The organism is Myroides sp. N17-2 (genome assembly GCF_002286775.1).
GTDB lineage: Bacteria > Bacteroidota > Bacteroidia > Flavobacteriales > Flavobacteriaceae > Flavobacterium.
The window spans coordinates 65,490-83,999 of the sequence record NZ_NSGJ01000004.1 but is presented as its reverse complement, the minus strand read 5'-3'; the positions used below and the strand labels follow the sequence as shown (position 1 = coordinate 83,999).

The window sequence follows — 18,510 nt, the reverse complement described above, 5'->3', positions numbered from 1 at the left end:
GGCTTATAAATTATCTGATTGATGCCATTCAGCATAAGATGATTCTGTCTCTTGTAATCTCAATGAATAAAGTTCAATACCTTGTGGTAACTTACTTTTTATCTTGTGTGCAAAGTCGATTACCATATTCTCACTAGTAGGTTGGTAATCTACAAGAATTACGTGGTGTCCACGTTCTTCTAGTTCTTTTGCTAATTCTATATGTGGGGTATTTCTATTGAAAACAGTAGCGTGATCGAATACATCAACGATGTCTCCTTTCACTATTTTTTTTAAGTCTCCAAAATCTATAACCATACCATACTTCACATTAGCCGTGTCCTCAATAGGAGTACCAATAACAGTAACTGCTAGTTTATAACTGTGGCCATGTACGTTACGACATTTACCATCATAACCATATAGTGCATGTCCAGTCTCAAATGTGAATTGTTTTGTAATTCTAATCTTAGGCATAACTAAAAATTTTGACAAAGGTACATAAAAATATGTATGCCCTCATAAAATAAGGGTTTGGTTTAACACCTGTCTATCATATAAGGTATATGATTAGAATAGTCTATACCTAACTTGAACGGATAGTTTAGGCCACCATTTGATGCGATTTAACCATTTCTCTGCGTCTTCATTATATTCAAAGGTTTCATCTAGTTTATAATCAATTACACCACCATCTTGTTTGATTTTATAATCCCCTTGATACATCATCCCCAATTCGACAGAGATACCCCACTTCTTATTAGTTACTACTCTTCCCATACCTATTCCTAGATAAGGTTTGATAATACCACCTAAAGTTACATTTGCCTTTACATTACCATTATCTACATTGATTTTATTACCTTGAAAGTCTATTTCAGGCCAATCCTCCCCCTCTTTAAGTTTTGCTCTTTCTCCTTGGTGATCGATAAGATAGCCATCTAAGTTCGTTTTATTCTCTCCTATATAAAAACCACCTGAGAAAAAGAATAATCCATCAGGGACGGGATAATAATCGACTAAGGCGTGTAGATGTATTATATGAAGCTTTCCTTTCATAGATAGGTTTGGTTTATACCCAAAAACTCTGCTTAGATCTCCATTAGGATCATCTAATCCAACATCATAGTGCTTAGAGTTATAGTAGAATAGATCTATACCTGCTCTAAGTTTTAGTGATTTATTAATAGGAGTTAAGGCTTCTATCGTTAAACCCATAGTGGAAAGTCCTGCGCTTATCGTCCAGTCATAAAAGAACTCATCAGAGTAGTGCTTCGCTATATTATCACGTGTGAACTCTTCACCTCCTAAATGTTGAAGAAAGGCAGTGGAGTTATTCGGTGGTAACGTAGGGTCGGACTTCTTCTTTTTTTTGTCTTTAGATTTTTTAGTATCTTGTTCTTCTGTTGTACTATTCGCTGTTTCTGATTGATCAGAGGTTGTTTTAGTATTCTCTTCTAGCTGTATGTTAGAAGATTTGGTTTCTTCCTGAGCATAAATACTATTAGTACTGATAAATAAACCTCCTATAATAAGTAGTATTAGATGTTTCAATTTGCTAAGTTTTAAAATATACGGTAATTGATTTGTAGATTAACCATAGGCCACCATTTAAGCCATTTAGTTACTTTATCAGCATCTTCTATTGATGCATTTACGTCAGAAGTAGTCGCTACTGTTTTACCATTTTGTTTAAGAGTATAATCTCCTTGATATAGAACACCTAGTTCAAATTTGACTCCTACTCTGCGTTTAGAGACTGCTCTACCTAATCCGATACCGAAGTAAGGCTTAATAGTTTGTCCTAAAGTCAAATCCGCATCTAATCTACCATCAGTTATATCAAGTTCTTTGCCGTCAAAGTCTATAGTCGGCCAGTCATACCCTGGTCTAAGTTGTACAGGAGTACCATCGCCATCAGTTAGAAGTCCTTTTGCTTTGATCTTTGTATTCCCTAAATAGAAACCAGCAGTTAAATGAAGAATACCTTTTCTAAAAGGATAGTAATCCACTAAAGCATGACCATGAAAAGTATTTAAAGAACCTTTTGTTTCATAAGTTGGAGTGAATCCGAAAGCTTCGTTTAATGTGCCTTGTTCATCATCAATATCAAAATCATATTGTTTCGTATTAAAGTTGAAGATATCAAAACCCGCTCTAAGTTTTAAACTTTCAGAGATAGGAGTTGATACTTCTGCAGTGAATCCAAGAGTTGATAATCCAGCAGAAACATTTAAGTGGCTTAGAAAACCACCATCATAGTGTGAAGTGCTGTATCTTCCTTTGTCCTGATCGTCTTCTAAATTAGCCGTGTTAGAAGCAAAAACAGCACTACTTAGTAATAGTACTACTGTTAAGCAGTTTAGTTTTTTCATTAGTCATTTTTTTGTAAAGATAACATTTAGGGTTAAAATTAGTTAAAAAGAATAGTGAACTTATGTGTTTTGTTAGTAAAGTATCTTAAATAGATAGGCATGTATTTGTATTTTGGGTATAAAGGAAGTAAAAAATCCCTCTAGAAGTAATGCTTCTTAGAGGGATTCAAATATTAAATGATCTAAAATATACTTAATAGCTAAGTATCCTTTATTTTGTTTTAAACTGTTGTAAAGCATTCACTGTGAACTCTGAAAGTACAAGTCTTCCTGATATCTCAGCTCTTTTGCTTAAAAGTTCTGTCCAATGTTCTGTACCTTCCCAGAATACCTTTTTCATTTCATATAATGCTTCTGGATTATAAGCGCTGATTCTAGTTGCAAAGGTATCTATCTCTAGATCCATGCGTTCTACAGTATCGTATACTTCATCATAAAGCCCATGTATCTGTGCCCAGTTTGCAGTTTTCCATTCATGAGCATTTAAGGACATGTTGGTAAAGGCAGTTTTACCTATTTTGCGTGATACAGCAGGTTCTATTACAAAAGGACCAATACCTATAGCTAGCTCAGATAATTTTACAGCAGCATTAGATGTAGCGAAACAGTAATCACAAGCAGCAGCTAATCCAACTCCTCCTCCTACAGCCTTACCATGTATACGACCTATAAATAGCTTAGGGCTTTTGCGTATGGCATTAATAACATTAGCAAATCCCGAAAAGAAAGCTTGTCCTGTAGTAGTGTCTTTTATAGAAAGTAACTCATCAAAAGAAGCACCAGCGCAGTAAGCACCAACCCCTTCACTTTTTAGAATGATAGTTGTGATTGTGGTGTTTTTACTTAAGGTATCAATCATTTCTGTTAATCGCGCTAGTTGAGTGCTTGGAAAAGAATTACTTGCGGGACTATAAAATGATAATGTAGCTACTTTATCAATAATTACTTCTGTTATAAAAGGTGTGTTTAGGTCTTGGCTCATATTGTGTATTTTTCTTAAATGTAATAAATATAGTATTAAGCTACTTGTTTTTTAGCAAATCCTTTCATTGTGTAAACTTTAACAGTCACATAATATGAATATTAGCTGTATTTTTTTAGTAGTAAAATCGGCTTTGTATTGTAGATGTTATTGTTTGATACGTTTATTTATGCATTAACGTTCTATTTTATGATAAAATAATATTTTTTCACTTGATATTAAGTATTGTTGTTGTCTGTCTTGTTGTAAAGTGTGTTATTATTACGAATTGTTTGTATTACTTTTGCACTGAAATTAAAATAATTTGTAACAAATAATTGGTTGTTAACTATTTTTAATACAGTTGTTTATGTTTTTGTGCACATCACGGTAGGTGATTTTTTTTAATTAATAAGTCACTATGGCGTGGTATTTGTTAATTAACAGATAGAGTAAGTTTAATAGTATAGTTGTAGTTATAATAGGGGTAACTACTTTGAGTCGATCAGCTCACACTATCTAAAAAGAGAGAGAGAGAAAAGAACAAAATAGCAACACTTTCTTTGGTTGCAAACTACATATAAGTTTAACGGACTTAGTACATCTAGCATATAGATGAGTAAAGTTATGTCAATAGGGCAGACTTGATAAATAACAATATTTATCGAGTAGGGAATACTTGTCTTTATTCTAAATAGCGGATAGTTTGTATTTAAAGGAGTATTCGTTTGTTAATGTGTGTGTTAAAGGTAAATAAGGATTAAGAAATGAGTGAAAGAAGATTACATATTTTATTAGTTGTTATTAGTGTTGTACTTGGTGCATTTTCACCTGTCTATGCTCAGTTTAATATACAAGAGAGTTTTAGTCATAGGACGGTTAATAACAAGGTTATTATTGGAGATAATGCAATACTTACTGGAAATGATAAGATAGATAAGTATGGTTATGGTTGGCTTAGGCTAACATCTGATGCAATGAAACGTCAGGGATATGCTATTATAGATGAAAGCTTTCCTTCAACGAGAGGAGTGTTAATAGACTTTGAATATAAATCATGGAGAACCAAGGATGGTGATATTAAAGGAAAAGGGGGTGATGGTATCTCTGTGTTCTTGTATGATGGAAGAATTACTAAAGAGCGATTTAAATTAGGTAGTTATGGAGGTGCTTTAGGTTACGGGCCAGGTGGTAATTTACTTGGAGTTACCGGAGGGTATATTGGTGTAGGACTTGATGAATTTGGAAACTTTGTCAATATGTCTAACGGAACGCCTAATAAAGAAGGGAAGTTTCAACAGAACGTCTCACTACGAGGTAAGATAACAGATAACAGTCATACAACAGCTAGATACTTAAAGCACGTTTTAAGGCCTGGTGGAAAAGATGTTGATTACAGCAGTAAAACTTCTACACGCCCTGATTCCTATAACTATTATAGAAGAGTTCAGATAGAGATGAAACCTATTCTTGAAGAGGATAGAACAAAGAAAAATTCTGATGGTACTTATGTTTTAAAGAAGAAGTTCAGAATCAAGGTACGTATACAGAATGTACATAATGAAGGGTTTATAGAGGTACTTGACTATATCTATGATGAGATACCTTATGATACTTTAAAGATCGGGTTTGGGGCATCTACTGGAGATGCAGTTAATATGCATGAGATTAGAAACTTAAATGTGACTACTCCAGATGGTTTACTTATTAATAAAACAGTTGATCTATTAGAAGCCAAGAAAGGAGATAAGCTGACCTATACGATAGAGATGTCTAATCACTCTTCGGATCTATATAAAGACTTCTTGTTAAGTGATTATCTCGAGTCTATTAAGGATTTCTTCAGAGTAGAGGAAGTATCATTTGATAATCGTGGAAATACAAAGAATACGCTGACACCACCGAAAGAGGTTACAAGTATGTTTATGGCAAAGAATATTGTCAATTGGAAAGTGTCTTTAGATGCGCATTCTTCTTCAAGAGTGATTATAAAAGGAACAGTGATAGGTTATCCTGGGAAGGGAGTTTTATCTAATGAAGCTTCTTTAAATGTAACCAACCTTAGGTTGCCTTATGTTGACCCTACTAAGTTAAGCGCTATCGCTCAGACTAAGATCACAGGCAAACCACATGAAGCTACTACGATAAGAGTAGATAACGCTGTGATATGTGAAGGTGATGAAGCTATTCTGACTGCGAAAGAACCTGTTTTGGGAGGTTTGTTAAAAGTTGATTCATACCGATGGTTTAGGGATGGTAATTTATTTAAAATCACGGAGCCAAATAAAATACTAGAGGGTGGTAAGGTAATAGAAGAACTTTTGCCTACGAATCAGATAGCAGTGACAGAACCTGGAGTATACACTGTAGTATATGTCTTTAATGGAGTGAGTTCTGAAGAATCAAATAAAGTGAAAGTAACTACGCTGCCAACGCCTAAGCTAGTACTGAAGAACCCTACTGATTCTTTTACTTATAATCTAAATGTAGGGGACGCGATGGTATTGCCGTTAGTGGTAATCGCTAATTCGACAGATAAGGTACAGTGGTATGATCATAAAGGTAAGGAGATAAGCGATAGAACACAACCTATCATTTTTAATACTCCAGGTGTATATAATTACACTGTAGTAGGTGAAAATAAGAATGGGTGTGCTGATGTAAAAACAGTACAGATTAATGTATTTGACGATAGTTTATGTCCACCTACTTATCAACGCGAATGGGCAACAGACTATACTGCATGGTACTCAGCTATCACAGGAGCAGTCTCTAATAAAGCTAATGCGATAGATGGACGTCCTGATACATATTCTACCATTACAGTCGCAGTTGGATTATTAGGATTGGGAACTACGTGGCAGAATATATACTTCGCTGAAGAACAAGAACCAGGAACACCAGTAACGATTAAGTTAGGTAAAGAGTACAGTGGTTTAGTTGCTTTAGGTGGATTGACAGTAGCAGGATTAGATGCAAGAGGAAAAGTAATAGGTTCTTTACAAGGTGTAGATGGAGGTTTGGTAGACCTATTATCAGGAGACAATGTAGTAGAATACACTTTTGTTCCTTCTAATAAAAAAGGGCCGCAGAAGTACTTAGGAGTACAGGTAGTCTTAGGATCTACACTTGGAGTAGCACAGAATGCTAAGGTTTATGGTGCTTATGTGAATAAGCTTGTTGATAACCCAAGTTGTGCACCAGTATTGCCTAATATCAACCCAAATGTATTAGATGTACTGCACGGTGTAGAAGATGTAGGATTAGGATTAGTAAGTGCTACAGCATCTGTTAGCCATCCGTGGAATGCAGTAGATGATGATCCTGATAGTTATGCAGTAATAAGTAGGGGAGTTGCAGTAGCTAATATGGCGAGCCTGACCGTAGTCTTTAAGCAGACTGCTATGCCAGGGGATGAATTACATATTACAGCAGAGAATAAGAACCCTGGTATACTGAGTTTAGAACTAGTCAAGGGATTTAAGATACAGCGCTATCTCGGAGATAAAAAGGTAGGTGAACCTCTGACAGAATCTAATGGTGCCTTGCGTTTAAGGCTATTGGGTATAGGAGGTAGAGATAGGTATCGAATTATAGTAGCTCCTTCTAAAGAGCCTTTTGATAGAGTCAAAATATCTTATGGATCAGTAGTAGGTATATTAGGTGATTTTACGCATATCTATAATGTGGATTTAGTGCCAACAGTGGATTTAGGAATGCAGATAGAGGTAGATGAGTATGGGTACGAATTAGAACAGGTACTTCAGTTATGTGTTGGTGAACCACTTCGAATTAAACCACAGAATAGTCACTGTACGACTTATGAAGTATATACAAGTGAAAAAGGGGGAAGTAGATTGCCGTCATTAGGAGACATGTTTACCATAGACCTTTCAAAACGATATAAAGTAGGTGAAGAGTTTACAGTATATGTGCAGGCCAATAGAAATGGATGTAGTATAGGGACAAGAACACCGATTAAGATAAAAATTAATGAGATGCCTGCTATTGTGAAAGTGACAGCGATAGACGCAAAAGCGAAGGAAAGTATCATTGATAAAGAGATAAAGATTAAAGGTGGGCAACAAATACAATGGGTGCCTACTGTCACAGGAGAGATACAATTATACGAATGGGAGTATCTGTTTGATTCAGAGAGTGAGTGGAAGAGCTTGCCATTTGTGACTGTTAATAACCCAGTAGTTGAAGTTCGCAAAACCATTGTGGAGCGTGATGCAAAAGGGAAGGTAGTATTTGATAAACAAGGTAACCTAGTTATCAAGCAGAGAGGCGGAGTATTTATTACCAAAGCAGGTACAGGTATTGCCACAGTCAACTTCCCAAAGAATGCAATAGTAAATGGAGAGAATTGGAATCAGAGGAAAGGTAAAATCAGATTGACCATAACGAACCTTACAGGTTGTAGCTCCTCTCAGATATATGATTTGTCCTTATTAAAAGGATATAGGGATGGAATATTCTCTAACCCAATGTTACCAAGTAAAAAGTCAGAATAATAAAACAATAAACAATAGAAATTACAACAGATGAAAAAGATTACAATTTTAGCCGCTTTATTAGGATCAATGTACACAGCTTCTGCTCAGGTAGGTATCGGAACACCAGACCCTGCTACTTCTGCAGAACTTGAAATTCTTTCAACAAACAGAGGGGTACTTATTCCGCGTATTGGTTTAACGGATTTAACTGTATTTGCTCCTATTGACGGTGAGAAAGTAGAGAGTCTATTGATTTACAATACGAATGAAGTAAAAGATAAAGATATCCTAAAAGGATTCTATTACTGGACAACTGAGAAAGGTGGACAGTGGAATAGAATAGTTAGTAAAACAGAGCTAAACACTGTTATAGAAGGTTTGGGAGGAAATGTTACTAAGTTAGAAGGGGATGTGAAGAACATTCAAGATGTGATTAACTATATCGTGCCATCTAATCCAGATAATAAAGACGGAGTTAAACAAGGTCATACAACTATTGTTTTTGATCCTGTGAAAAATGAATTCAAGTATGTAACGTATAATTCAACTGAGAATAAATACGAGACGAAAGATGTGGATATGGAAGATATGGTTATTAAAGAAGAGACTAAAACATTCTTCCGCATACTAGAAGCTTCTGGTGATAACAAAACAAAGAAATATTTATTCTTCTCAGAAACGACTATTCAAAATTGGTTAGCTCTAAAAGGAAATGAAGGGAAAAAAGAAGATGATGTGCCTAATGATGCAACTGGAGTAGTGTCAATAGATGTAATAGGTGATATCACAGGAAATATCAATCAATTCTTTACGAGTAAGACAACTGTTCTAAAAGACGGTAGTACAACTGAATACTATACAGTAGAAGAGTTGATTAAAAATATGTCTACGAAGGTTGAGGGTAACGTAATCTACCAAAACACGGGTGCTGAAGGTAAAGCGAACTGGGAGTTTAAGTTCTTTAAAGATGGAAAGTATGAATCTATTAATCTTAAAGATTTAATCTCAAGTACAGAGACTACTACTGTAGTAGTTCCTGTTGAAAAGAACGGTAAGACGGTAGGGTATAAATACTTTAATGAGGTAGCTGTAAAAGCATTCCTAGCAGCTAATAGTGGTAAAACTGCAGCTGATATTAAAGCTGATACAGAAGGTGGTATACTAGTAGATGTAGTTGGTAATATCGTGAATAACTTCAATGACATCTTAAACCAAGAAGTAAAAGAAGGAGATAAAACGTATAAAGTAGGAGACCTAATCTCTAAGTATATCAACAAAGGCGGTAATGTGTACTATGGTGCTATAGCTGAAGGTAAAGGAGACGTATTCTACCAAATCGATGAGAGTGGTGCGAAGAAAGAAATCAACTTTGACTTTATCTCTAACTATATTACTAATAATGTAGAGAAGATTAAGAATATCTTAGGAGATCATATCTCAAGTGAAAATAAAAAGATAATCAATACTGGTAATACAATAAACGGACACAAAGTATACAAGTTTATGGGAACTACTAATATCGGAAAGGCTAATTCAGCTAAGACATCTGGAGTAACTATTCCTGATGGTGCTAAAGTTGGTTCTGTAGTAAGTATCCAAGTATTAAAAGGAGAGATGCTTAAGACGACTTCTACGACAGATATTAAAGTAGTAGATAATAAGTTAGAGTTTAATATTGGTTCAGGTAATCAATACTATATGATAGGCTCTGGGGATTACAACGTTATCGTTGAATTCACGGAATAATCAGAGATATAAAAGTAAACAACAAGAATTCAATCAACTCACACCGTGCGAGTCTTGTCTTGAATAAAGACTCGCACTTTTTTTCAATGAATTTAAAGATAAATGATGAAGCAATTATATTTCGCAATGCTTGCTGTGCTTTTTAGCGCCTTAAGTTTTGCACAAACTAAAATTGGTACATCACCTGAGATAAATGCGGATGCAATGTTTGAGGTAGAGTCTTCTAATAAAGGATTATTATTACCTCGAGTAGAACTAACATCTACTAAATTATCTGCTCCACTAAGTACGCACGTCGCAGGTATGACAGTTTATAATATGAAGGCACAGAACGATGTTGTTGTAGGGTTTTATTACAACGATGGAAATAAGTGGCAGCAGATGGTAACGAAGGATTATAAAGCTGTAAAGTTTTTTTATATGCCATCGATATTGTTTGATACCTCAGAAGATCGTACAGGAGTAAAGATTAACTTATTCGAAGAGTATAAAAAGCAATTCGCTTTAGAGAATAAAAGTCACTTTATTAGTGAAGGAGCACCTGAATCAGGGATTCCTTACTTTGAGAAACCAACTGATTTATATTACTATGTAACCAGTTATGACAAGGATGTTTTTACCATCAAGTCTATTACTAAAGAAGGAGTAATGACTTATGATGTGAAAGCGGCAGCCACAGACTGTACGATTATGAATATCGTATTCGTAGTAAAAGACTAACAATAGCTATTAATGAAGATGAATATATATACTAGATTACTAATACTTATCGGATTACTACCCACTATATTTTATGGTCAGGCGGTTAATAAAGGTATGTTTTATATCAAACCAGGTTCTGTAGTCTCAGTGTATTATCCGTTAGAGAATAAAGGAGAAGGAGTATTTGAGAACAATGGAGAACTTTATCTTCATGACAATCTTACTAATAACGGAAAGATCTTTGATTATAAAGGAAATAGTCCTCAAGGCAAAACTTATCTTGTTGGTAATAAACTTCAACTGATTGAAGGAGGTACTATAACTAACTTTAATTCTCTGATCTTAAATAATCCGTCTAAGTATAAGGCATTTGATATTAAAGCACCTCTAAGTATTGCTGGAAATGTTGAGTTTTTAGAGGGAATAGCTAAAGTGGATTCTATCAAAGGAGCGTTTACATTTCTTAATCATGCTAAAGTTGTTAATGTAGGAGACCACAGTCATATTGAAGGTGAAGTAGAGAAAGAAGGTAATGAGGAGTTTACTTATCCTAAGGGGGATAAGGGGTATTATAGACAGGCTACTATATCCGCACCACAACATAATAAGGATATATATGTAGGAAGATATAGTCTAGGTGATCATAAATTCTTTAAGATTAGACCGAATGCTGCTGGTATAGTGGATAAAGTGAATACTAAAGAGTATTGGGTAATCGAACACTCTAAATCAACATCGAGTAACGTTATTTTGACATTGAGTTGGGATGAACGTACTACACCTAAGGAGATATATGCTAATGCAAAAGAGAATCTACATATCTTAAGATGGGATGCTAAAGAACAACTTTGGGTAGATGAAGGAGGTATTGTAGATGTAGAGAATAAGACAGTTACTACTCCTGCATCATTAGATCGCTATGGATTCTTTACGCTTGGAACAGTTAAGAAGGATAAGATGCTTAAAGGAGATGTTGTGATTTATAATCTAGTCAGCGCAAATGGTGATGGACAGAATGATTTCTTTAGAATAGATAATATAGAACGCTTTCCTAATAATAAGGTAGAGATATTTAATCGATGGGGAGTGAAAGTGTATGAAACAACTAATTATAATAGTAGTGGTAATACGTTTAGAGGGTATTCTGAAGGCCGACTTACGATCAACAAGAATGAACAACTTCCAACAGGTACTTATTTTTACGTACTATCTTATGAATATAAAGATGAATCAGGGTCTCGTAATATCAAAAAATCGGGATACTTACATCTAGAAACGAATTAATATTTTAATCTAGATACAACATTTAAATGAGAATGAATTGTACAAAACAGAGTTAATTGAAGCGATGTAAAGTAGAGTTAATTCTTAGAAAATGGTAGTTACAGATTTAAGAATATTGCTAAACACATATTGTTTAGTAAAGAAAACATAAGCAGATTTGACGCTTATTTTATAACTATATACCTTACCGTATTTGTTAAGAGCTAGAGCAGAATTGCTTTGGCTCTTTTTTTTACTTCAGTTTAGGTACTAGTGATATTTAGCTAACATTGATTCTGGGTTAAATAGTGAAGGTGCCAATAAAAAATAAGTGTTAGATAGAAGAAGGGTAACTATTTGTAACTGAAATATTGGAAATAGTAAGATCCACTATAAGTAATCTTTGTGCCTATAGAGTTTATTTAGATAAGAAATGTTACTTTAAATGACTTGATTAGTAGTGTGTTGGGGTTGGTTTTTCTCAAATGTTAATAAGTAGTGTGAAATTAGGTAAATCCACTATTTGAGTAATTGTTAGTGAACTAAAAATATTTGAATTCTTTTAGTGTCAAAATGAGTGTTTTTCTTTGTTTATGCTTTATTGTATGCTTTAATACTAAAATATCGTCAGCAAGAAGTATTTGAATTACTTCATTTGTTATTAAGAAAAAGTATCTTTTCTATCTATTTGAAGTGTGGTAATTTAGCTTTAGAGATCACCCGAAAAGTGAATTTATAAGAATAAAGAACACTATACTATAGGAGGTGGATCTGTTAAGGGTATATATGGTGTTGAATGGATGACAGGTTTATAATAGAAATCACTAAAGTTGTGAAAGACCTCCGTTTTAGTAGTTATACTAAACGCATTCTGACTGATAAAAAAGGTTTCACAGGAGATAGTTATTACTTTTGAAGTGTCCTTATCAGAGCTTTTTTCTGATGTGTTATTCGTTGAAAGGCTAAAAACATTAATGACATACATATTCGCTATGGGGCAAAACTTTAAGTTTTTACTGCATATAGGCTCACTAGAGAAGTTTGTTTTCTCTAAGCCAAATATGGTGAATATCAGTATAAACAACCAAGCTATATGTTTAATATAATGTTTCATTTAAGTACAAATATATTTGTTTCTAGTTAATGAACAGATGGAGTTAGTGAAGATATATGTTTTTTAACATTTAAAGTTATGGAAGATAAAATGTTGTTTTTTGAAGTTATGACTCAAGATGAAGCTCTTGACATAGCTTACAATTGGAAGTATGAAGGAGAGCTAAGCTTTTATAATATGACTTCTGATGAAGAAGATCTAAATAATTTTTTAGATGAGAATGCTCGTGGGCAGAATACATTTAGTGTTCGTACATCACGTGAAAAGGAGATTATAGCTTACTTTTATTATTATCTAGTAGATAATAACACAGCAGAAATAGTACTAGCCATTAATCCCTTGTATCTTAATAAGGGATATGGTAGAGAGATCATTTTGTATGTTGAAGAAGCTCTTGGCGAACGAAAAGGCGTTGCGAAAATCAGTGTCGCCGTTGCTGCTTTTAATAATAAGTGTAAGGATTTTTACGAGTGCTTAGGCTTTAAGAAAGTAGGAGAATTCAACAACCAAACGAATGGAGGAGTATTTACATTCTTAAAAATGGAGAAGAACTTAGCTACAGTTAATTCATCATTCTCTTAACAGAGTAGTTTAAACCTAATGCAGCGATAATCACTAATACTGATGTTCCTAACCATAATACATCGTATCCTAGATATGTAGCAACTTTAGTTCCTAATATCGGAGAGATAATAAACCCGATAGCGAATGTAAGACCATTCACTCCCATATAAGCTCCTTTGTTTTTACTACCTGCACGCATAGCTGTCACAGTAGAAGTGAAAGGCATTGCTAACATTTCAGACACACATAATATAGTCATAGAAATATATATCGCTATATATCCGTGGTCAAAAGCTAACATACCATACCCTAAAGCACTAATCATAACCCCATAGACAATAGTCTGTCTGATAGTGAAGTATTTCTCAGCGACATAGACTAATAGCATTTCTGTTAAGAAGATTAGCAGCCCGCTATATCCTAATATTAGACCTATCTGTATCTCGTCTAATCCTACAGCTTTCTCATAGAATATTGGTAATGTACTTAATAATTGTAAGAAAGCAATAGCGTATAATGTACAGAAGAAACTATACACTAAGAACATTTTATCCTTATAAGGTGATTTGTTAGATACGTCTTTTACTTCGTTTAATTCAGAGATACCCTCTTGTTCTAATAGAAGTTCTTTGTTTGTCTTTCTTCCTTTAAAAAAGTAGATGAATACTATTGCAGCTAAGAAAGCAGCGGTAGCATTCACATAGAATAGTAAGGCATAAGACACTGCCGCTAAGATACCTCCCATAGCAGGACCAATAGAGAAACCTAAGTTTACAGCCATTCTATTTAAAGAAAAAGCACGAGTGATATTCTCGGGTTTAGCATACATTGTGATTGCTACAGAGTTGGCTGGTCTAAACATTTCACTGACTGCACTTTGTAATAACATCATTAAGGCTAAACTTATAACTGATGTAAAGTGCGGTAGCATAATGAATACAGGGATACTACCTAATAAGCTTAAATACTGTACTTTATAGTTTCCGATACGGTCAGTAACCCAACCTCCTAATGTGGTACCGATAATAGAACCAACCCCAAAACAGGCTAATACATAACCTGTCTCTTCTTGACTAAAGTAAAGCTCTTTAGTCATATACACTCCTAAGAAAGGCAATACCATAGACCCCGATCTATTAATTAACATTACAATTGCAAGCATCCATGATGCAGATGATAAACCTTTGTAAGAGTCGATATAGATTTGGGCTAATTTCTTCATGAGTGGTATTGCTTAGTGTATTATTCTATTTGTTCTGGTGGTATAGTGTTTTTTACTTCTGATTTTTTAATATCTATTCCTCTTACAGCATTATAGTATGCTGCTCTACTTAGAGGTTCATATTCTTGGGTTTCACCTAGCATGACGATATCTTCACTAGCTGCCTTACGGAAGCTATAGTTGGCTAAGTTCCCCGTGCGAGTACAGATAGCATGTACTTTCGTGACATACTCTGCAGTAGCCATTAAGGAAGGCATAGGTCCAAAGGGATTTCCTTTAAAGTCCATGTCTAATCCAGCGACTATAACGCGTATTCCAGCATTCGCGAGGTCATTACATACACTGACTATTTCATCATCGAAGAATTGTGCTTCATCGATACCTACTACATCACATCCATCAGCTAATAGTCTAATGTGTGCGGCAGAAGGAACTGGAGTAGAGCGTATTTCGTTAGAATCATGTGACACTACGAACTCGTCATGATATCTAGTATCAATAGCAGGTTTGAATATTTCGACTTTTTGTTTGGCAAATTTGGCTCTTTTTAGTCTGCGAATTAGTTCTTCAGTCTTGCCAGAGAACATAGAACCGCATATAACTTCGATCCAACCAAATTGTTCTTTGTGATTAACGGGATTTTCGAGAAACATTTTGTAATTTTCAAGCTGAAACCAGCGGTTTTTTCTGTTATTTTTGTAAAGAGCAAATTTATCAAAAAAAGCTCGTCAATTTACTAATGCAAAATAAAAGTTATGAAGAAAGTCTTAGAAGGAGAGTTGTTAAGTCTAGCTCATCGTGTATTACAATTGAAAGACAGGGAGGTAGATAGTCTCTTTAAAGAAGCAAAGGAATTATACGAGAAGCTATTAATACTGAAGTTTTATCAAGATCACCTTGATGAAGGACGTATTAAAGATGTCTCTCCTGAGAAATTAGATGATGCACTGAAAGCTTTGACAATTAATAATTTGAATACTTCTTCTGTTGACGAGAATGTTCGTCATCAGATGCCTGTTGATTTAATTGAAGAAGATTATCCTATAATTGTTGATAGTGAAAAAGAAGCTATTAGTACTATAGACGAAAGTTTATTAGCTGAGAAGGTTACTAAACTTGCTCCTGAAATGAAAGAAGAAATTCCTGTCATAGCACATAAAGTTATGTATGATGAGCCTTTTATTACAGATGTTTATATTGACGAGAGTGATAATGAAGCAGATGATGCTCAGTTACACCAGTATTTAGATCAACATGAAGCGATGTTAAAGCAGAATGAAGAGGCTTTAGCTTCAGTATCTCAAGTAGAAGAAGAACAAGTGGACGATTCGGACGATGTTGAAGTAAATACATTCTATGGAGAAGAACAAGAATTAATAGAGAAAGAGGAAGTAGTAGTACACTATGAGACTCCTTTAGTAGATGTTACTCCTGGTGTAGAAGAACATATGGTGATTGCGGTAGAAGAAGAATTACCAGTAAGAACAGAAGTACCATCTCCTGTATCTATAAATGAACCATTAGTAGCTACACATGATGATGTGTGGTCAGCTCCAATAGTTCATAAGTTAGAAGAAGAAAAAGTAGAAAGTATAGAAGAGACAATAGTAAATATAAATCAACAATTTGCAACAGCGACAATCGATGAACCTGTGCTTAGTACTCCACCAGTGGAAGTATCTAAAGTAGTAGAAGAAAGAACTACTGCTAATGGTAATCAGACTTCTTCTGATGACCCTTTCTTTGGTTTTGACTTTAGTGATGTTGAGTTTGTTAGAGTTGAGGATGTAGATCGATCTGTTGTGGACAAATTTGAGACTACATTTACGACGGCTGAGGTTAAGACTGAACCTGTAGTTGCCGTTGTAACGCCTACACCACAGACAGAATATATTCCGACACCTAAGGTGGAAGAAACGCAGAATACATTATTTAATGTGGAGAGTACACCTGTGCGTGAACCACAGATTAATAAAAACAAATCAATAAACGATATTTATAATACTACGATTGTAGTTGGACTGAATGATCGTATTGCTTTTGAAAGACACTTGTTTAATGGAAGTGCAGAAGATTTTAATAGAGTATTATCTCAATTAAATACAGTAAGTTCATTTGATGAGGCAAATAGCTTGATAGAACATTTAATCAAACCAGAATATAATAACTGGGAAGGTAAAGATGAATATGCAGAACGTTTTATGGCGTTAGTAGAAAAACGCTTTATATAATTATGGGGAAACTTTATTTGGTACCTACACCAATTGGAAATTTAGAGGATATGACGTATCGTGCAATTAAAGTGTTGCAGGAAGTTGATTATATCTTAGCAGAAGATACACGTAATAGTGGGAAACTATTAAAACATTTCGAAATAATGACTCCGATGTTTAGTCATCATATGCACAATGAGCATAAGACAGTAGAGGGGTTAGTGAAGAGAATGCAAGCGGGAGAGACTTTCGCGCTTATCTCTGATGCTGGTACTCCTGCTATCTCTGATCCAGGATTCTTATTGACTCGTGCATGTGTAGAGCAGGGAGTAGATGTGGAATGTCTACCAGGGGCAACAGCATTCGTACCCGCATTAGTAAATAGTGGGTTGCCTAATGACAAGTTCGTTTTTGAGGGTTTTTTACCAGATAAAAAAGGAAAACAGACTAGATATTTAATACTTGCAGAAGAGACTAGAACAATGATTCTATATGTTTCTCCTCATAAGTTAGTGAAGACTCTAGTGGAGTTTAAAGAATATTTCGGAGAAGATAGACAGGTTTCGGTTTCAAGAGAATTGTCTAAACTACATGAAGAAACAGTAAGAGGAACAGTTACAGAAGTACATGCTCATTTCGAAGCTAAACCACCGAAGGGAGAGATAGTTGTTATCGTAGCAGGTAAAAGTAAGTAGATAATAGATTGCTGTTTTATATAGCAGGTTATTGTAATATATAAAAATACCCATAGTATACTGCTATGGGTATTTTTTTTGTCTAAAAACTTTATTGAATATTAGTTGGTTAGATTGTTTTAATCTCTTAAAGAATTATTGCTATTCAACACCACCTCTAGATTACTTTAGGATTTGTTCAGAAAAGATACCTTAAAGTGGGGTACTGTTGAGTAAATGTTGAGGAGGTGTTGAAGAAGTTTTTTTTGATACAATCATTCTAAAAATTAGGATGCATAAACCCAGAATCAGCATTAGCCAAATACTACAAAGTAATTCTACTTTATAGTTCTTTCATTAGCTCTATAACCATACTATAGTATGCTGAAATCACTAATTTAGACCTATCTTGTATAATTGCTTTTCGTTTATCTGTCTATCGCTTATTCTGGGTTTACCCCAGAATAAGCATTAGCCAAATGCTACAAAATAATTCTATTTTATAACTCTTCAATAATGCTATAGTAGGCTTTAATCTTAGCTACTGGTCTTTTTATATTTTGTATGTGTATCACTTATTTTGGGTTAGTAAAGAGACCGTTTAGTAGAGTTGACTAGTTAAGGTTCTTAGATAATAATGCTTAATAATTATAGGCTACTAGATATAAGATAGGGAATGTAATTTAAGATTAGTGTTAGATTGATGTCTTTACAGCTTCCATAACAAGTGAACATTGATTTTTTTTTGATACATTTGGTAAAAACAGAACATTATGTCACATAAAGTAACTACAAGTTGGATAGAAAATATGCAGTTCGAATCTACTAATCCAAGTGGAGGAACGATTAGAATAGATGCAGGACCTGAGAATGGAGGAGATAATATGGGGCTTAGACCTAAGGCACTTATGTTGTCAGCACTTGCAGGATGTTCTGGATTAGATATTGCACATTTAATAAAGAAGATGAGATTAGAAGTTTCTGATTTTAAAATGGAAACGGAAGGATTACTTACAGAGACAGATCCAGCTACTTATCATACTGTTATTGTGGATTATCATTTTACAGGACCTAATTTAGAAGAAGAGAAGCTAAAGAGAGCAGTTGATTTATCTATCGAGAAGTATTGTGGAGTAATGGATATGTTTAGAGAGTTTGCAGAAGTAAAAACTAATATTTATTATCATAAAGAGTAATT

14 protein-coding genes are annotated in these 18,510 nt (G+C 34.5%); 8 read left to right on the top strand and 6 right to left on the bottom strand.

Annotated features, from left to right (window positions below; all coding sequences use genetic code 11):
- Positions 1 to 3: 3 nt before the first annotated feature.
- From CF599_RS02715 to CF599_RS02700, 4 genes are all read right to left on the bottom strand, one after another.
- On the bottom strand, positions 4 to 456 hold the full coding sequence (locus CF599_RS02715) for a 6-carboxytetrahydropterin synthase (RefSeq protein ID WP_121964505.1): 453 nt from the start codon (positions 454 to 456) through the stop codon (positions 4 to 6).
- 93 nt (positions 457 to 549) lie between these two features.
- Positions 550 to 1,533 carry a hypothetical protein gene (locus CF599_RS02710; RefSeq protein WP_254050222.1) on the bottom strand — a complete coding sequence of 328 codons (984 nt, stop codon included), beginning with the start codon at positions 1,531 to 1,533 and terminating at the stop codon, positions 550 to 552.
- 11 nt (positions 1,534 to 1,544) lie between these two features.
- The gene (locus tag CF599_RS02705; RefSeq protein ID WP_121964503.1) at positions 1,545 to 2,354 is read right to left on the bottom strand and encodes a hypothetical protein; all 810 of its coding nucleotides are present in this window, start codon (positions 2,352 to 2,354) and stop codon (positions 1,545 to 1,547) included.
- A gap of 211 nt (positions 2,355 to 2,565) precedes the next feature.
- Positions 2,566 to 3,336 (bottom strand): enoyl-CoA hydratase/isomerase family protein, encoded by a 771-nt coding sequence (locus tag CF599_RS02700; RefSeq protein ID WP_121964502.1) that lies wholly within the window; start codon positions 3,334 to 3,336, stop codon positions 2,566 to 2,568.
- A gap of 746 nt (positions 3,337 to 4,082) precedes the next feature.
- On the opposite strand from CF599_RS02700, the gene CF599_RS02695 reads away from it, so the two are divergent.
- The 5 genes from CF599_RS02695 (at position 4,083) to CF599_RS02670 (ending at position 13,221) form a co-directional block, all read left to right on the top strand.
- Positions 4,083 to 7,832 (top strand): hypothetical protein, encoded by a 3,750-nt coding sequence (locus tag CF599_RS02695; RefSeq protein ID WP_121964501.1) that lies wholly within the window; start codon positions 4,083 to 4,085, stop codon positions 7,830 to 7,832.
- A 30-nt stretch (positions 7,833 to 7,862) separates the two neighbouring features.
- Positions 7,863 to 9,560, top strand: a complete 1,698-nt coding sequence (locus tag CF599_RS02690; protein ID WP_121964500.1) for a hypothetical protein — start codon at positions 7,863 to 7,865, stop codon at positions 9,558 to 9,560.
- 102 nt (positions 9,561 to 9,662) lie between these two features.
- Positions 9,663 to 10,280, top strand: a complete 618-nt coding sequence (locus CF599_RS02685) for a hypothetical protein (RefSeq protein WP_121964499.1) — start codon at positions 9,663 to 9,665, stop codon at positions 10,278 to 10,280.
- Between the two features lie 18 nt (positions 10,281 to 10,298).
- The gene (locus tag CF599_RS02680; protein ID WP_121964623.1) at positions 10,299 to 11,546 is read left to right on the top strand and encodes a gliding motility-associated C-terminal domain-containing protein; all 1,248 of its coding nucleotides are present in this window, start codon (positions 10,299 to 10,301) and stop codon (positions 11,544 to 11,546) included.
- A 1,171-nt stretch (positions 11,547 to 12,717) separates the two neighbouring features.
- Positions 12,718 to 13,221: a GNAT family N-acetyltransferase gene (locus CF599_RS02670; RefSeq protein ID WP_121964497.1), complete on the top strand. Its 504-nt coding sequence runs from the start codon at positions 12,718 to 12,720 to the stop codon at positions 13,219 to 13,221.
- Here CF599_RS02670 and CF599_RS02665 read toward each other — a convergent pair.
- Both CF599_RS02665 and CF599_RS02660 read right to left on the bottom strand, forming a co-directional pair.
- Entirely contained in the window at positions 13,202 to 14,425 is a 1,224-nt protein-coding gene (locus CF599_RS02665; RefSeq protein WP_121964496.1) for an MFS transporter, read from the bottom strand. The two genes, CF599_RS02670 and CF599_RS02665, sit on opposite strands and share 20 nt — an antisense overlap.
- A 20-nt stretch (positions 14,426 to 14,445) precedes the next feature.
- Positions 14,446 to 15,078: a thymidine kinase gene (locus tag CF599_RS02660; protein ID WP_121964495.1), complete on the bottom strand. Its 633-nt coding sequence runs from the start codon at positions 15,076 to 15,078 to the stop codon at positions 14,446 to 14,448.
- Between the two features lie 102 nt (positions 15,079 to 15,180).
- Between CF599_RS02660 and CF599_RS02655 the strand changes: the two genes are divergently transcribed.
- The 3 genes from CF599_RS02655 to CF599_RS02640 all read left to right on the top strand — a co-directional run bounded on the left by CF599_RS02655 (position 15,181) and on the right by CF599_RS02640 (position 18,508).
- A complete protein-coding gene (locus CF599_RS02655) occupies positions 15,181 to 16,656 on the top strand; it encodes a hypothetical protein (RefSeq protein ID WP_121964494.1) in 1,476 nt (491 codons plus the stop codon).
- Positions 16,657 to 16,658: 2 nt separating this feature from the next.
- Positions 16,659 to 17,333 carry a 16S rRNA (cytidine(1402)-2'-O)-methyltransferase gene (gene rsmI / locus CF599_RS02650; RefSeq protein WP_121964493.1) on the top strand — a complete coding sequence of 225 codons (675 nt, stop codon included), beginning with the start codon at positions 16,659 to 16,661 and terminating at the stop codon, positions 17,331 to 17,333.
- A gap of 752 nt (positions 17,334 to 18,085) precedes the next feature.
- Positions 18,086 to 18,508 (top strand): OsmC family protein, encoded by a 423-nt coding sequence (locus tag CF599_RS02640; RefSeq protein ID WP_121964492.1) that lies wholly within the window; start codon positions 18,086 to 18,088, stop codon positions 18,506 to 18,508.
- Positions 18,509 to 18,510 lie beyond the last annotated feature (2 nt).

What these genes read in the sequence shown, in the direction of transcription:
- CF599_RS02715 (WP_121964505.1), bottom strand. Translation starts at nt 456, where the DNA reads ATGCCTAAGATTAGAATTACAAAACAATTCACATTTGAGACTGGACAT.
- CF599_RS02705 (WP_121964503.1), bottom strand. Translation starts at nt 2,354, where the DNA reads ATGAAAAAACTAAACTGCTTAACAGTAGTACTATTACTAAGTAGTGCT.
- CF599_RS02700 (WP_121964502.1), bottom strand. Translation starts at nt 3,336, where the DNA reads ATGAGCCAAGACCTAAACACACCTTTTATAACAGAAGTAATTATTGAT.
- CF599_RS02695 (WP_121964501.1), top strand. Translation starts at nt 4,083, where the DNA reads ATGAGTGAAAGAAGATTACATATTTTATTAGTTGTTATTAGTGTTGTA.
- CF599_RS02690 (WP_121964500.1), top strand. Translation starts at nt 7,863, where the DNA reads ATGAAAAAGATTACAATTTTAGCCGCTTTATTAGGATCAATGTACACA.
- CF599_RS02685 (WP_121964499.1), top strand. Translation starts at nt 9,663, where the DNA reads ATGATGAAGCAATTATATTTCGCAATGCTTGCTGTGCTTTTTAGCGCC.
- CF599_RS02680 (WP_121964623.1), top strand. Translation starts at nt 10,299, where the DNA reads ATGAATATATATACTAGATTACTAATACTTATCGGATTACTACCCACT.
- CF599_RS02670 (WP_121964497.1), top strand. Translation starts at nt 12,718, where the DNA reads ATGGAAGATAAAATGTTGTTTTTTGAAGTTATGACTCAAGATGAAGCT.
- CF599_RS02665 (WP_121964496.1), bottom strand. Translation starts at nt 14,425, where the DNA reads ATGAAGAAATTAGCCCAAATCTATATCGACTCTTACAAAGGTTTATCA.
- CF599_RS02660 (WP_121964495.1), bottom strand. Translation starts at nt 15,078, where the DNA reads ATGTTTCTCGAAAATCCCGTTAATCACAAAGAACAATTTGGTTGGATC.
- CF599_RS02655 (WP_121964494.1), top strand. Translation starts at nt 15,181, where the DNA reads ATGAAGAAAGTCTTAGAAGGAGAGTTGTTAAGTCTAGCTCATCGTGTA.
- rsmI (WP_121964493.1), top strand. Translation starts at nt 16,659, where the DNA reads ATGGGGAAACTTTATTTGGTACCTACACCAATTGGAAATTTAGAGGAT.
- CF599_RS02640 (WP_121964492.1), top strand. Translation starts at nt 18,086, where the DNA reads ATGTCACATAAAGTAACTACAAGTTGGATAGAAAATATGCAGTTCGAA.